At 73.1% G+C, this 14,127-nt stretch carries 17 protein-coding genes; all 17 read right to left on the bottom strand.

Annotated elements, in window-relative coordinates; translation table 11 throughout:
• The coding region (locus ACFFCA_RS15965; protein WP_375486537.1) for a tyrosine recombinase XerC at positions 1-942 on the bottom strand (942 nt) is incomplete at its 3' end.
• Positions 943-1,100: 158 nt separating this feature from the next.
• Complete coding sequence (gene dprA, locus ACFFCA_RS15960) at positions 1,101-2,342, bottom strand: DNA-processing protein DprA (RefSeq protein WP_375486535.1); 1,242 nt, start codon at positions 2,340-2,342, stop codon at positions 1,101-1,103.
• Between the two features lie 62 nt (positions 2,343-2,404).
• On the bottom strand, positions 2,405-3,940 hold the full coding sequence (locus ACFFCA_RS15955; protein WP_375486533.1) for a YifB family Mg chelatase-like AAA ATPase: 1,536 nt from the start codon (positions 3,938-3,940) through the stop codon (positions 2,405-2,407).
• Complete coding sequence (locus ACFFCA_RS15950) at positions 3,940-4,305, bottom strand: YraN family protein (protein WP_375486531.1); 366 nt, start codon at positions 4,303-4,305, stop codon at positions 3,940-3,942. The genes ACFFCA_RS15955 and ACFFCA_RS15950 overlap by 1 nt, the downstream gene beginning before the upstream one ends.
• Positions 4,306-4,425: 120 nt before the next feature.
• Positions 4,426-5,031 (bottom strand): transposase, encoded by a 606-nt coding sequence (locus tag ACFFCA_RS15945; RefSeq protein WP_375486529.1) that lies wholly within the window; start codon positions 5,029-5,031, stop codon positions 4,426-4,428.
• On the bottom strand, positions 5,015-5,353 hold the full coding sequence (locus tag ACFFCA_RS15940) for a DUF2469 domain-containing protein (RefSeq protein WP_375486527.1): 339 nt from the start codon (positions 5,351-5,353) through the stop codon (positions 5,015-5,017). Before ACFFCA_RS15940 ends, ACFFCA_RS15945 begins: the two co-directional genes overlap by 17 nt.
• A gap of 40 nt (positions 5,354-5,393) precedes the next feature.
• Positions 5,394-6,167 (bottom strand): ribonuclease HII, encoded by a 774-nt coding sequence (locus ACFFCA_RS15935; protein ID WP_375486525.1) that lies wholly within the window; start codon positions 6,165-6,167, stop codon positions 5,394-5,396.
• Positions 6,168-6,180: 13 nt separating this feature from the next.
• Entirely contained in the window at positions 6,181-6,654 is a 474-nt protein-coding gene (locus tag ACFFCA_RS15930) for an NUDIX hydrolase (RefSeq protein WP_375486523.1), read from the bottom strand.
• The gene (gene lepB, locus ACFFCA_RS15925) at positions 6,651-7,706 is read right to left on the bottom strand and encodes a signal peptidase I (protein ID WP_375486521.1); all 1,056 of its coding nucleotides are present in this window, start codon (positions 7,704-7,706) and stop codon (positions 6,651-6,653) included. Before lepB ends, ACFFCA_RS15930 begins: the two co-directional genes overlap by 4 nt.
• Before the next feature lie 29 nt (positions 7,707-7,735).
• Positions 7,736-8,092, bottom strand: coding sequence for a 50S ribosomal protein L19 (rplS, locus tag ACFFCA_RS15920; RefSeq protein ID WP_375486519.1), 357 nt, complete (start codon positions 8,090-8,092; stop codon positions 7,736-7,738).
• 129 nt (positions 8,093-8,221) lie between these two features.
• Positions 8,222-8,917: a tRNA (guanosine(37)-N1)-methyltransferase TrmD gene (gene trmD / locus ACFFCA_RS15915; protein ID WP_375486541.1), complete on the bottom strand. Its 696-nt coding sequence runs from the start codon at positions 8,915-8,917 to the stop codon at positions 8,222-8,224.
• A 23-nt stretch (positions 8,918-8,940) separates the two neighbouring features.
• Entirely contained in the window at positions 8,941-9,495 is a 555-nt protein-coding gene (rimM, locus tag ACFFCA_RS15910; protein ID WP_375486517.1) for a ribosome maturation factor RimM, read from the bottom strand.
• A complete protein-coding gene (locus ACFFCA_RS15905; protein ID WP_375486515.1) occupies positions 9,470-9,706 on the bottom strand; it encodes an RNA-binding protein in 237 nt (78 codons plus the stop codon). The genes rimM and ACFFCA_RS15905 overlap by 26 nt, the downstream gene beginning before the upstream one ends.
• A 1-nt stretch (position 9,707) precedes the next feature.
• Positions 9,708-10,175, bottom strand: coding sequence for a 30S ribosomal protein S16 (gene rpsP, locus ACFFCA_RS15900; RefSeq protein WP_375486513.1), 468 nt, complete (start codon positions 10,173-10,175; stop codon positions 9,708-9,710).
• Between the two features lie 180 nt (positions 10,176-10,355).
• The gene (locus tag ACFFCA_RS15895; protein WP_375486511.1) at positions 10,356-11,432 is read right to left on the bottom strand and encodes an amidohydrolase family protein; all 1,077 of its coding nucleotides are present in this window, start codon (positions 11,430-11,432) and stop codon (positions 10,356-10,358) included.
• On the bottom strand, positions 11,429-12,019 hold the full coding sequence (locus tag ACFFCA_RS15890) for an HIT domain-containing protein (protein WP_375486509.1): 591 nt from the start codon (positions 12,017-12,019) through the stop codon (positions 11,429-11,431). Before ACFFCA_RS15890 ends, ACFFCA_RS15895 begins: the two co-directional genes overlap by 4 nt.
• A complete protein-coding gene (gene thrS, locus ACFFCA_RS15885) occupies positions 12,012-14,027 on the bottom strand; it encodes a threonine--tRNA ligase (protein ID WP_375486508.1) in 2,016 nt (671 codons plus the stop codon). The genes ACFFCA_RS15890 and thrS overlap by 8 nt, the downstream gene beginning before the upstream one ends.
• Positions 14,028-14,127 lie beyond the last annotated feature (100 nt).

Raw genomic sequence — 14,127 nt, 5'->3', positions numbered from 1 at the left:
GCGGACGGCGTGCAGGTAGCGCTCGGTGGTCTTGAGGTCGGCGTGGCCCAGCACCTCCTGCACGCTGCGCAGGTCGGCACCGCCTTCGAGCAGGTGGGTGGCCGCCGTGTGGCGCAGGCCGTGCGGCCCGATGTCCGGCGCGCCGTCGACGCCGCGCACGCGCTCGTGCACGATCCGCCGCACCGTGCGCTGGTCGAGGCGGCCGCCACGGGTGCCGAGCAGCAGCCCGGGACCGGACCCGTCGCGGACCAGGGCGGGGCGCCCGCGCGCCAGCCAGTCGTCGAGCGCGCGGTCGGCGGCCAGGCCGTAGGGCACGGTGCGCTGCTTGTTGCCCTTGCCCAGCACGCGCAGCACCCGACGGTGGCGGTCGACGTCGTCGACGTCGAGACCCACGAGCTCGGAGACCCGGACGCCCGCGGCGTAGAGCAGCTCGACCACGAGCCGGTCGCGCAGCAACACGGGCTCTGGGGCGTCGGCGGGGTCGGCGGTCATGAGCCGCTCGGCCTCGTCGGCCCGCAACACGGCCGGCAGGGTGCGGTGCGCCTTCGGGCTGGCCAGGGACTGGCCCGGGTCGTCGGGCGACAGGCCGGCGTGCCGCGCCCAGGCGGTGAACGCCCGCAACGCCGAACTGCGGCGGGCCATACTCGACCTGGCCGCTCCCCCGGTGCGCTGCAGGGCCAGCCAGCTGCGCAGCGTGGCGAGGTCGACGTCGCGCGCCGACCGACCGCCGAGGGTGGCCAGGTGGTCGAGGAAGCCGACCAGGTCGCCGAGGTAGGCACGCACGGTGTGGTCGGACCGGTTGCGCTCGAGGCGGAGGTGGCGTTCGAAGCCGTCGGCCGCTGCCGCCAACCCGGGCGGAAGGGCAGCGCGTAGCTCGGCGGCCCCGTGCCCGCCGGTGGCACCGGTCGCTGCGCGACCCTCGCCGGCCCGGTTCGCGGTCATACGGCGACGGTCGTGCACGCCGCCACCCAGGTCAAGGCGGCGCGCGGGCGGCACGCGGCCTGCGCGTGGGCGGCACGTAGGCGATGCGCGGGCGGCGCAGGCGGTGCGCGGGCGGCGCAGGCGGTGCGTCGCCGGCGCGCGGATGGCGGCCTCGACGGTCAGAGCCGGGTTCGGCGCACCCCCTCCCCGGTGTCTTCCGCCAGCCCGTGCAGCAGCAGGACGGGCACCGCGCCGAGCACCCTGCTCGGCGGCAGCCCGGACGTCTGGACCAGGTCGGTGATCGACACGGGCCGCCGGGCGGGCAAGCCCTCGTACACGCGGCGGGTGGTGTCGTCGAGGGAGTCCAGCACGTCCAGCAGCTGATGGCGCCGCGCCGAACGCGTGTCGACCGGCAGCTCGGCCTGCTCGGCCGTGGCCTGCTCGCCGATGGATCCGATGACGGACACGACGTCGGCGACCGAGGTGACCAGCTGCGCCGTGCCCTCGGTGATCAACGCGTGGTTGCCGACCGACATGGCCGAGGTCACCGGACCCGGTACGGCCATCACCGGCCGGCCCAGCTTCTCGCCGTGGATGGCCGTGTTGCGCGCCCCGGAACGGCGGGCCGACTCGACGACGACCGTCCCGGTGCCGAAGGCGCTGATGAGCCGGTTGCGGGTGAGGAAGCGCTGACGGTGCGGCGCCGAACCGGGCGGGCTCTCCGACACCAGCAGACCCGATTCGGCGACCCGGCGGTACAGCGGCTCGTGCGCGACCGGGTACACGCGGTCCAGCCCGGCGGCGGAGACGAGGACCGTCTCGCCTCCCGAGGCGAGCGCACCGCGGTGAGCGGCGCCGTCGATGCCGTACGCGCCACCCGACACGACCGTGAAGCTCTTGCTCGCCAGGCCGTACGCCAGTTCGCCGGCGACCTGGTCGCCGTACGGGGTGCTCGACCGGGCGCCCACCACGGCCACCGACCGGACGGCCAGCGACCGCAGCTTCCCCGGCCCGCGTACCCACAACGCCAGCGGCGGGACGCGTTCACCGTTCTTGTCGTGCACGGTCTTGCCGGCGCGGTACTCGGCGAGCCGGGCCAGGCCGGTCTGCTCGAGGCAGGCCAGCGCGAAGTGCGGCCACTCCGCGGATTCGGGCACGACCAGACGCAGGCCGAACCGCTCGGCCGCGACGAGGTCGGCGTGCGGATCGGCGCTATGACGTCGGGCGCCGACGAAGGCTGTCAAGTCCTGTGGTTCCGAACTTGACCGGATCGCCGCGGCCGCGGCCACCGGACCCTCGCACCGGACGAAATCCCACAACGGGATGCACGTCGCTTCGGCCACCCGGTTGAGGTACGCGCGGGCCAGCAGCACGTCGTCGCCCACGTCGTCACGGACGGCGTTGCTCAGGTCGTCACCCACGGCGTTGCTCCCGTCGTCGCCCAAGGCTGCGTCGGGTCCGCCCGGACACGCGGCCGGAAGGGTCACGCCGCCCACGACTCGACCTGACCCGTCCGGAAGTAGATGGCCTCGCCGAGATCCTCGGCCACCGGTCGGTCCCGCCCGGCGAGATCCCCGAGGGTCCAGGCCAGGCGCAACACCCGGTCGAAGCCGCGGGCGCTGATCGTCCCGCGCTCCAGGAAGGACTCCAGGGAACGCGTGACGGACGGTGGCGGCCGCCAGCGCGCCGAGCGCAGCACCGGCCCCGGCACGGTGCCGTTGGTGCGATGCCCCACGTCGGCCCACCGCAAAGCCGCCGCAGACCGGGCGTCCGCGACCCGCGCGGCCACGACAGCGCTCGCCTCGCGCTGTGAGCCGTCGTCGAACAGGTCGGCGTGCAGGACCGGCTCGACCTGGACCCGCAGGTCGATGCGGTCCAGGAAGGGCCCGGACAGCCGCTGCTGGTGGCGTCGACGAACATGCGGCGGGCACTCGCAGTCGGCGGGCCGGCGGGCGCAGGCGCACGGGTTGGCCGCGAGGACGAGCTGGAACCGAGCCGGGTAGCGCACGGCGCCGCCCTGCCGGTGCAGCACGACCTCACCGCTCTCGATCGGCTGGCGCAGCGCGTCGAGCGCGCTGGTGGAGAACTCCGGCGCCTCGTCCAGGAAGAGCACGCCGTGGTGCGCGAGGCTGATCGCACCCGGGCGGGCGATGTTCGACCCGCCGCCGACGAGAGCAGCGATCGACGCGGTGTGGTGGGGCGCCTGCATCGGAGGCCGCCGGACGAGCTCGGGGTTGTGGCGCAACAGCCCCACGACCGAGTGCACCGCGGTCACCTCCAACGCGGCGCGGTCGTCGAGGACCGGCAGCAGCCCGGGCAGCCGCTCGGCGAGCATCGTCTTGCCCGCCCCCGGCGCACCGATGAGGAACAGGTGGTGGCCGCCCGCCGCGGCGATCTCCAGCGCGCGCTTGCCCGCCACCTGGCCGGCGACGTCGGCGAGATCCGGGCCGCCGACCGCGGACGCCGGGGTGCCCCTCGTGGGCTCGGCGGCCGGCAGGGCCGGGCCCGACCCGGTGAGGAAGTCGATCACCTCGACGAGCCGCTCGGCGGAGCGCACCTCGATGCCGTCGACCAACGCAGCCTCGTGCGCGTTGGCCGACGCCACGACCACCCGCCGGACACCGCAACGTCGAGCGGCGAGCACGCTCGGCAACGCGCCCCGTACGGGCCGCAGCGCGCCGTCCAGGCCCAGCTCCCCGATCCACGCCGTGTCCGCGACGGCCGCGGCCGGCACCGTCCCGGCGGCGGCGAGGACGGCCATGGCGACGGCGAGGTCGTAGCGCGAACCCACCTTGCGTACGTCGGCCGGCAGCAAGGCGACGGTGATGCGGCGGTTGGGCCACTCGATGCCGCAGTTGTGCAGCGCCGCCCGCAGCCGGTCGCGGGACTCCATGACCGAGGCGTCGGGCAGCCCAGTGAACGACAGCCCGGGCAGGCCGGATGCGATGTCGCACTCGATCTCCACGAGCTCGCCCTGCACACCGGTGAGCGAGACGGCGCGAGTGCGTGCCAGGCCCATCAGAACGCCGATCGCAGGTGCGTGACGTCCGGCGGCCCTGCGCGGTGCCGCAGCACGGACACGACGTCGAAGCGCAGCTCGGTGTAGCTGCCCAGGGTGTCGCGGTATTCGGCCAACCACTGGACGGCCAGGCGCCGGATGCGTTGCCGCTTGACCCGGTTGACGGCCTCGGCGGGAACGCCGAACGCAGCCGAGGAACGCGTCTTGACCTCGACGAAGACCACCACGCCGTCGTCCAGGCCGACGACGTCCAGCTCGCCGTCCCGGCAACGCCAGTTCCGGGACAGGATCTGGACACCCGCTGCCCGCAGGTGCTCGACGGCGACCTGCTCCCCGTACCGCCCGACGGCATCCTTGACCCGCATGCCCCGAGCCTGGCCGAGTCGCGGGCGCACCGCGGCAACGCAGTGTCCGCCTGTGGACGGCGACCTCAGGGTGGCGTGACGCACCCACGGCACCTCGACCCGCGCGTAGGCGTCGTGGCGTCAGTCCCGTCCGAGGTCCAGCCGCGGCCCGTGCTGCCGGCGCGGGCGCCGCCGTGACGGGGTCAGGTCGCGCACCCGCTCCGCGTCCGGGGCGGGGATCGCGAGCAGGGCCGCCAACGCGGCCTCGGCCGACCCGCCGCTGTCCGACCCACCGCTGTCCGACCCACGGCCGTCGGGTCGCGCGACGTGCTGCGGGATGCACTCGGACGCCGCCGCCCACCGGGCCAGCACGTGCCGCGCCGCCTCGCGGCCGAAACCCGTCGCCCGGCTGAGGTCGCTGCTCGAGACCGACCCGCCGGCGAACAGGACCTGGACGGCCGCCACCCAGGCCGGCAACGGGACCCGCGTGCCGTGCAGCACCGTGCCGGTGAGCACCGAGAACTGGCGCCGGCAGGCACCGCATTTCCACAACCGGCGCGCCGTCGGCACGCCGGTCCGCGTGCGCCTGCCCGACCCGTCGACCGTGTTCAGCACGTACCCGCGCTCAGTCGCGCCGCAGTGCGGGCAGTCGGGGGCGCGGCCCTGCCAGCGCAGCCGCTCGAACAGCAGGTAGGCCTCGGCCTCGGGCATCGGCCCGGCCGCCGAGGACTCAGGAGTCGAAGCCACCACCGTTGAACCCGCCCTTGTCGGGCAGGGCAAGATCCGGCTTGTCGAGCTCCTCGATGTTGACGTCCTTGAAGGTCACGACCCGAACGGTCTTGACGAAGCGCGCCGGGCGGTACATGTCCCACACCCAGGCGTCGCGCATCGTGAGCTCGAAGTAGACCTCGCCGTCGGTGTTGCGCGGGACGAGGTCGACGTCGTTGGTCAGGTAGAAGCGCCGTTCGGTCTCGACCACGTAGCTGAACTGCGCCGCGATGTCCTTGTACTCGCGGTAGAGCTGCAGCTCCATGTCGGTCTCGTAGTTCTCGAGATCCTCGGTGCTCACTCGGCCACGCCCCGTCCGGTGTCCGCTGCGCGGTGTCGAATCATGCGATCTCCATGGTCAGGTCGGTCGGGGCGTCGCCGTCGGGGAGCCGGTCGATCGGGGCCGTCGCCCCTGGATTGTCCACCACCGGCTGCAGGCCGCGCAGGGCGCGCCGGACGTTCACGTAGCGGCGGCGGTGTTCGGGGCAGGGACCGGACGCGGACAGCGCCGCGGCGTGCGCCGGCGTGATGTAGCCCTTGTGCTGGTCGAACTCGTAGGCCGGCCACTCGTCGTGCATGCGCGTCATGATGGCGTCCCGCGTCACCTTCGCCAGGATCGACGCCGCGGCGATGCAGGCGATCGTCGCGTCGCCCTTCCACACGGCGGTCGCGGGCATGCCGAGCCCGGTGACGGGGAAGCCGTCGGTGAGCGCGTACTGCGCGGCCGGTTCGAGCGTGCACAGGGCCCGTCGCATGCCGGCCAGGTTCGCGACGTGCACGCCGTAGGCGTCGATCTCGGTCGCGGGGATGACGACGACGGAGTAGGCCAGGGCACGGGCCTGGATGCGGACGAAGAGGCGTTCGCGGGTCGCGGCGGTAAGGACCTTGGAGTCGTCGAGTCCGTCGATACGCCCACGCCGTCCGGGCGGCAGGATGCACGCGGCGACCACCAGCGGCCCTGCACAGGCCCCCCGTCCGGCCTCGTCGGCGCCGGCCACGAGGTCGAAGCCGGCCCGGGCGAGCGCGGACTCGTAGCCGCGGAGCGGACCGTCCCGACGTACGACGAGACGCGGCGGTCGAACGGTGGTTCCGCCCACGGGGAGTGCTCGTGCCATGACGGCTCCGAGATTACCCGCGGCCCGGCGCGCCGTCCGGGCGCAGGACGCGGTCCAGGACGTCGCCGAGGTCGGGGGGCAGCAGCACCTCGTCGGTGACGCGCAACTCGCCGACCGTCCACCAGGCGTGGCCGAGCACGGTCTGCCGCTCGATGGCGGTGAGGCCCTGCGGGCGGATGGCCGGGTCACGGTCGACCCGCGCCAGGTAGAAGTGGTCTGTCTGGTCCCAGACCCGGTCGCCCCACGACCACAGCCGGCGGGTGGTCAGGACGGCCGGCTGATCGGGAGCGAGCTCGACGGCCAGGCCGACCTCTTCGACGGCCTCGCGGGCGGCCGCGTGACGCGGGTCCTCGCCGGCCTCGACACCCCCTCCGGGCGTGAGCCAGTGCGTGGTGCCGTCGTCGATGCGCTCGTGGATGAGCAGCACCCGCTCGTCGGGGTCGACCAGCAGCAGCCGGCCGCCCACCCGGGGGATCGGGCCGCTCACCGGCGCCGTCGGCGCCGGACCACGAACACGGGCAGGACCATGGCCGCGGACGCCAGCCCGGGAAGCGCCGGCCCGGCCGCCTGCGCGGCGCTCGTGAAGTCCGACGGGGTGCCGAGCGTGCGCCACCGCGACGGTGGCCAGGCGATGACGAAGGCCTTGCCGATCACGTTGCCGACGGGAACGGTGCTCTCGGTGGCGTCGCAGTTCAGGTCGTCGCTGGTGCCGGACTGGCCGTCGGCCGAACAGTGGTAGCGCGAGTCGGCGGAGTCCGTGCGGTGGTCACCCATGACCCAGAGCCGCCCCTTCGGCACGGTCACGGGGCCGAACGCGGACTGCGCACCCTCGGCCTTCGGCGCGTACACGTAGGGCTCCTTGAGGGTGCGGAAGCTGCCCTGCGGCCCCGTGGTGCTGATCATGACGTGGCCCTCGGCGTCACCCTTGACGGTCTGCCCGCCGGTCGCGATGACCCGCTTCACCAGCACCTGGCCGTCCGGGGGCACGAAGCCGACGAGCTGGCCGAAGCCGCGTACGGCCCGCACCACGGGGTTGCTCGGCGGCTTGGAGGTGGGTTCGTCGGACCCCCACTGCTTGGGGTCGTGGAACACCACGATGTCGCCGGGGTGCGGGTCGCGGAAGTCGTAGATCGGTTTGTTCACCAGGATGCGGTCGCCGTGGCACCCGGGGCAGCCGTGCAGCGTCTTCTCCATCGAGTCGGACGGGATGAAGAACGGCTGGACGACGAAGCTCTTGACGAGGATGGCGATGCCGATCGCCAGCACGACGAGCGCGGGCAGCTCCCACCACGGGGCCTTGCGTCGCGGCTTGCGGGGCTTGCTGCGGCGCCGGCCGTACCAGTGACGCCCGTACTGCTGGTCACCGGCAGCCGCATCAACGCTGTGCGCCTCGCCGGCGGTGCCGTCGGCCGGGCCGGCGTCCGCATCGTGGGCGGAGGCGACGTCGGATGCCCGTCCGTCCGGCTCGCCGGACGTCGCGTGCGCCGCGTCGGCCGGTTGCTCGGGCACGTCGGGATCCGGTTCGCGCGGCTCGGCCATGTGGCGGTGGGAGTGCGGTCGCGCGCGGGTCAGCGGGCGACGGGCTCGCGCTTCTCCTTGATCTTGGCGGCCTTGCCGCGCAGGTCACGCAGGTAGTAGAGCTTGGCGCGGCGCACGTCGCCGCGGGTGACGACCTCGATCTTGTCGATGACCGGGGTGTGCACCGGGAAGGTGCGCTCGACGCCGACGCCGAAGCTGACCTTGCGGACCGTGAACGTCTCACGGATGCCGCCGCCCTGGCGGCGGATGACGACGCCCTGGAAGACCTGGACACGCGAGCGGCTGCCCTCGATGACCCGGACGTGGACCTTCAGGCTGTCACCGGGCCGGAAGTCCGGAACGTCGGTGCGCAGCGATGCGGCGTCGAGGGTGTCGAGGGTGTTCATGTCGGGATATCGCTCTCGTCAGTCGGTGGCGTGCGTAAGCATCGGGTGGGTGCCGCGGCCGACGGCGTCCGTCGGTAGGCAACCCCACGATGATGCCATATCGGCCGCCCCGGTCCGAATCCGCCGGGCTCAGCCCAGCAGGTCCGGGCGGCGGGCGGCGGTGCGTTCGCGGCTGCGTTCGGCCCGCCAGCGGGCGATGGCCCCGTGGTTTCCCGACAGCAGCACCCCGGGCACCTCGTGACCCCGCCAGGACGCCGGCTTCGTGTAGGCCGGGGCCTCGAGCAGGCCGGCCGGACCGGCGGCGAAGGAGTCGTCGACGGCGGACTCGCTGTTGCCCAGCACCCCGGGCAGCAGGCGGCTGATGGCCTCGGCCATGACCAGCACCGCGACCTCTCCCCCGGACAGCACGTAGTCGCCGAGCGAGATCTCCTCGACCGGCATGCGTTCCGCCGCGTACTCGACGACGCGCGCGTCGATGCCCTCGTAGCGACCGCACGCGAACAGCAGCCAGGGCTCGGCGGCGAGCCGCGCCGCGGTCGCCTGGGTGAACGGGGCGCCGGCGGGGGTGGGCACCACGAGGCGCGGCTGCACCGGCCCGGGTGGGGCGAGCTCGTCCAGGGCACGTCCCCAGGGCTCCGGGAGCATGACCATGCCCGGACCACCGCCGTAGGGGGTGTCGTCGACCGTCCGGTGGACGTCGTCGGTCCACCGGCGCAGGTCGTGCACGCCCACGTCGACCAGCCCGCCGGAGATCGCGCGGCCGAGCAGCGACTGCCGCAGCGGCGAGAGGTAGTCCGGGAAGATCGTGACGACGTCGAGCCGCAGGGCAGGCCCGGTGGAGGCGCCGCTCACAGGTCGAACAGGCCCTCGGGCGGGTCGACGGTGACGACCCGCGTGGTGAGGTCGACCTCGGGCACGACCTCGCGGACGAACGGCACGAGACGTTCGACGCCGTCGACGTGCAGCACGAGGTAGTCGGCACCGGCGATGTCGAGCACGTCGGCCACCGGGCCGAGCTCGACACCGCTCACGGTGCGGGCGGCACAGCCGACGAGGTCACTGGCGTAGAACTCGTCGGGGTCCTCGATGGCCGGCCGGTCCTCGGCGGCCACGACGAGCCGCACGCCCCGCAGGGCCTCGACGGCCTCGCGGGTGTCGAACCCGGCGAAGTGCAGCACCATCTTGGCGCCGCTGAGGTTGACCCGCTCGACGGTCAGCGGGCCGGCGTCGGACGGGTCGGTCCGCAGCACCGAGCCAGCAGCGAAACGCTCGTCGGGCGCGTCGGTCCAGGGCTCGACGAACGCGTCCCCGCGTACGCCGCGCGCCGGTCCGATGCGCCCGACGGCGATCAGGTCCTGCGACACCGTGACCAGCAGGTCAGCGGCGGTCGACGTCGACGACATCGACGCGGATGCCCTTGCCGCCGACGCCGTTCATCACCTGGCGCAGCGCCTTGGCGGTGCGCCCGTTGCGGCCGATGACGCGCCCGAGGTCCTCCGGGTGGACCCGGATCTCGAGACGCTGGCCGCGCCGGTTGTCGATCATGTCCACCCGGACGTCGTCCGGGTGGTCGACGATGCCCTTGACGAGGTGCTCGAGGGCTTCCTCGAGCACGTCAGCTCTCCGCCGGGGCGTCCGCGCTGGCCTCGGCCGGGGCGCTGTCGGCGTCGTCGGTCTTCGGGGCGGCCTTCGCGGCCTTCTTCCTCGGCGTGGTGGCCGAACCGGAGCTCTCGCTCGACCCGCCGTCGGCCTCGGCCAGCGCGGCGTTGAACAGCGCCTGCTTGTCGGGCTTGGGCTCGGCGACCTTCATCGGCTCGGGGGCGGGCAGGCCCTTGAACTTCTGCCAGTCGCCGGTGACCTTCAGGATGGCCGCGACGGCCTCGGTCGGCTGGGCGCCGACGCCGAGCCAGTAGGCGGCGCGCTCGCCGTCGACCTTGATGACCGACGGGTCGTTCTTGGGGTGGTACTCGCCGATCGTCTCGATCGAACGGCCGTCGCGCTTGTTGCGCGAGTCCGCGACGACGATGCGGTAGTGCGGCTCGCGCATCTTGCCGATGCGGGTGAGCTTGATCTTCGTGGCCACGTTCGTGGTGCTCCAGACTTGTCTTGGGTGGGCGCGTCGCCACCGGGTGGGGCACACCGGGGGACGAGACGTCCGGATGGACTGGCCGAGGCGCGGGGAGAGGGTCCGCGGGTCAGCCGGTGCTCAGCGGGTCATTCTGCCAGACCCGGCCCCCGGAACAGCAATCGGCGGGCCTGCGCCTCAGGCCACGACGGCGCCGCGGAGCACGATGCGACGGGGCGACATGAGGGCGGACAGGTCCGTGCGGGGGTCGGTGTCGTAGACGACGAGGTCGGCCGGTGCCCCCTCGTCGAGGCCGGGCAGCCCCAACCACGTCCGGGCCCGCCAGGACGCCTGGGCGATGACCTCGGCCTGCGGGATGCCCGCCCCGATGAGGGCCAGGACCTCGCTGCGGACCAGCCCGTGCGGCAGCGAACCGCCGGAGTCGGTGCCGGTGTAGACGGGGACCCCCGCCTCCCAGGCCGAGCGGATCCGTTCCCGCGACGACGCGAACAGCGAGCGCATGTGCGCCGCGTACACCGGGAACTTGGCGGCCCCACCGAGGGCGATCTGCGGGAAGTTGTCGATGTTGATCAGGGTGGGGACGACCGCGCTGCCGGCCTGTTTCGCGGCGGCGATGAGGTCGTCGGTGAGGCCGGTCCCGTGCTCGATGGAGTCGATCCCGGCCGCGATCAGGCCCGGCAGGGCGTCCTCGCCGAACACGTGGGCGGCCACCCGGGCGCCCAGCTCGTGGGCCCGGCCGATGGCCGCCGCGAGCGCGTCGTCGGGGAAGGTGGGGGTGAGGTCGCCGACGGAGCGGTCGATCCAGTCGGCGGCGATCTTGATCCAGCCGTCGCCCGCGGCGACCTGCCGCTCGACCTCGGCGACCAGCTGATCGGGTTCGACCTCGACGCCGAGCTCGCGGATGTAGCGCTTGGGTCGGGCGATGTGCCGCCCGGCGCGGATGAGACGGGGCAGGTCGTCGCGTTGCTGGATGCTGCGGTTGTCGACCGGTGACCCGGCGTCGCGCAGCAGCAGCGCCCCGGAGTCGCGGTCGAGCAGGGCCTGCTCGACCATGGCCTCGACCTGGGGTACGTGACCGGTGGGCGCCAGCCCGATGTGGCAGTGCGCGTCCACGAGCCCGGGGATGACCCAGCCGCCGGTGGCGATCGTGTCGGCATCGCCGGCGGGCCGCTCGAAGGTCAGGGCGCCGTCGACGACCCAGGCGTCGCGCTCGGTCTCGTCGGGCAGGAAGACGCCGCGCAGGTGCAGGGTCACGGGAGTGTCCGCCAGGTCTCGGCGAGCTGGGTACGGGCGTCGGCCAGGAGCTCCGGAATGACCCGCGTGTGACCGACGACGGGCATGAAGTTGGTGTCGCCGCCCCACCGCGGCACGACGTGCTGGTGCAGGTGGGCGGCGATGCCCGCGCCCGCCACGGCGCCCTGATTGATGCCGAGGTTGAACCCGTGCGGGCCGAGCGCCGCCCGCAAGACAGTCATGGCGCGCTGGGTGAACTGCGCGAGCTCGACGGTCTCCTCGCCGGTCAGGTCGGGGTAGTCGGCGACGTGTCGGTACGGCACCGACATGAGGTGCCCCGAGTTGTAGGGGTACAGGTTCAGCACGGCGTAGACGTGCTCGCCGCGCGCGACGATGAGCGCGTCCTCGTCGGATCGGGTCGGTGCGGAGCAGAAGGGGCAGCCCGCGCCCTCGTCGTCGTTGACGGGCTTGTTCTCGCCCTTGATGTAGGCCAGCCGGTGCGGCGTCCACAACCGCCCGGAGCCGTCCGGCTCCCCCGCGAACTCCGCGGCCGCCTCGACCTCGACCGTCTCGTCCGACCCGTCGGTCGGCGCGTCGTCGTCAGGCATACATCTCGGCCGACGGCGAGCCGTTCCAGCGCCGCGCGACCGTCGAGACGATCTCCTCGACCGCCTCGTCGATGGGGATGCCGTTGCGCTGCGAGCCGTCCCGGTAGCGGAAGGACACCGCCCCGGCCTCGACGTCCTTCTCGCCGGCGATCAGCATGAAGGGCACCTTCTGCTTCTGCGCGGTGCGGATCTTCTTCTGCATGCGGTCGTCGGAGGAGTCCACCTCGACGCGGATGCCGTGCGTCTTCAACACCCTGGCCACGTCATAGAGGTAGTCGACCTGCTCGTCGGTGATGGGGATGCCGACGGCCTGCACCGGAGCGAGCCACGCGGGGAACGCACCGGCGTAGTGCTCGGTCAGCACACCGATGAAGCGCTCGATCGACCCGAACTTCGCCGAGTGGATCATCACGGGACGCTGCCGCGACCCGTCGGCCGCCTGGTACTCCAGCTCGAAACCGCGCGGCTGGTTGAAGTCGTACTGGATGGTGGCCAGCTGCCAGGTCCGGCCGATGGCGTCGCGGGCCTGCACCGACACCTTCGGGCCGTAGTAGGCCGCGCCGCCCGGGTCCGGCACCAGTTCGAGCCCGCTGGCCACGCACACGTCGCGCAGCACCTCGGTGGCCAGCGCCCACTCCTCGTCCGAGCCGACGAACTTGTCCGGCTTGGAGTCGTCGCGGGTCGACAGCTCGAGGTAGAACTCGTCGAGCCCGAAGTCGCGCAGCAGCCCGAGGATGAAGTCGAGCAGCATCCGGATCTCGTCCGGTGCCTGCTCGGGCGTGACGTAGGAGTGCGAGTCGTCCTGGGCGAACCCGCGCACGCGGGTGAGGCCGTGCACGACGCCGGACTTCTCGTGGCGGTACACGTGCCCGAACTCGAACAACCGCAGCGGCAGGTCGCGGTACGACCGACCCCGCGACCGGTAGATCAGGTTGTGCATCGGGCAGTTCATGGCCTTGAGGCGGTAGGCGCTGCCATCGACGTCGAGCGGCGGGAACATCCCCTCGGCGTAGTAGGGCAGGTGCCCGGAGAGGTAGAAGACCTCTTCCTTCGCGATGTGCGGCGTGCCGACGTAGTCGAAGCCGTCCTCGATGTGCCGGCGCCGGACGTAGTCCTCCATCTCGCGCTTGAGGACGCCGCCCTTGGGGTGGAAGACGGGCAGGCCCGAGCCGATCTCGTCGGGGAAGGAGAACAGGTCGAGCTCGGCGCCCAGCTTGCGGTGGTCGCGCTTGGCCGCCTCCTCCAGCCGCTGCTGGTAGGCCTTCAGGTCGTCCTTGGTGGCCCACGCCGTGCCGTAGATGCGCTGCAGCTGCGGGTTCTTCTCGCTGCCGCGCCAGTAGGCGGCCGCGCTGCGGGTGAGCTTGACGGCCGGGATGCGGCGCGTGGTCGGCAGGTGCGGCCCGCGACACAGATCGGTCCAGACGCGCTCGCCGGACTTGGCGTCGAGGTTGTCGTACATGGTCAGGCCGCCGTCGCCGACCTCGGTCGCCTCCTCGCCGGACGCGGTCAACTTCAGGCCGATGAGCTCGAGCTTGAAGGTCTCGCCGGCGAGCTCCGCCCGCGCCTCGTCGTCGCTGACGGGACGTCGCGCGAAGCGCTGCCCGGCCTTGATGATCTCGCCCATCCGCTTGTCGATCGCGGTCAGGTCCTCGGGGGTGAACGGGCGGTCGGGCAGGAAGTCGTAGTAGAAGCCGTCCTCGATCGGCGGCCCGATGCCGAGCAGGGTGCCGGGAAAGAGGTCCTGCACGGCCTGCGCCATCACGTGCGCCGCCGAGTGCCGCATGACGGCCAGCCCGTCCGGCGAGTCGGCGGACACCGGCTCGACGACGGTGTCGGCCTCGGGCGCCCAGGCCAGGTCGCGCAACGCGCCGTCGGCGTCGCGCACGACCACGGCGCCCCGCGGGCCGCTGAGCTCGATCCCGGCGTCGTGCAGTGCGTCGAAGGCCGACGTGCCGGCCGCGACCGCGACGGTCGGGGCGGGGGCTTCGACGGGGACGCTGGCGGACAACGCGGCTCCTCGGTTCGGGCTCGCGGCAGGGTGCGCGGGCGGGGTGGCTGCTCATCGGAAATGCTAGGCGGTGACCCCAATCGCGTTGAGCGTGACCGGC

This window comes from uncultured Jatrophihabitans sp., assembly GCF_964252635.1.
Lineage (GTDB): Bacteria > Actinomycetota > Actinomycetes > Mycobacteriales > Jatrophihabitantaceae > Jatrophihabitans.
Note: the sequence above shows the minus strand (reverse complement) of the source record. Positions and strands in the feature narration are given on the sequence as shown.

Bases quoted from the DNA above. Each gene is read 5' to 3' on its own strand.
- ACFFCA_RS15935 (WP_375486525.1), bottom strand. From the start codon at position 6,167: ATGGCACGAGCACTCCCCGTGGGCGGAACCACCGTTCGACCGCCGCGT.
- lepB (WP_375486521.1), bottom strand. From the start codon at position 7,706: ATGGCCGAGCCGCGCGAACCGGATCCCGACGTGCCCGAGCAACCGGCC.
- ACFFCA_RS15955 (WP_375486533.1), bottom strand. From the start codon at position 3,940: ATGGGCCTGGCACGCACTCGCGCCGTCTCGCTCACCGGTGTGCAGGGC.
- ACFFCA_RS15890 (WP_375486509.1), bottom strand. From the start codon at position 12,019: ATGCCTGACGACGACGCGCCGACCGACGGGTCGGACGAGACGGTCGAG.
- rplS (WP_375486519.1), bottom strand. From the start codon at position 8,092: ATGAACACCCTCGACACCCTCGACGCCGCATCGCTGCGCACCGACGTT.
- ACFFCA_RS15950 (WP_375486531.1), bottom strand. From the start codon at position 4,305: ATGCGGGTCAAGGATGCCGTCGGGCGGTACGGGGAGCAGGTCGCCGTC.
- rimM (WP_375486517.1), bottom strand. From the start codon at position 9,495: ATGTCGTCGACGTCGACCGCCGCTGACCTGCTGGTCACGGTGTCGCAG.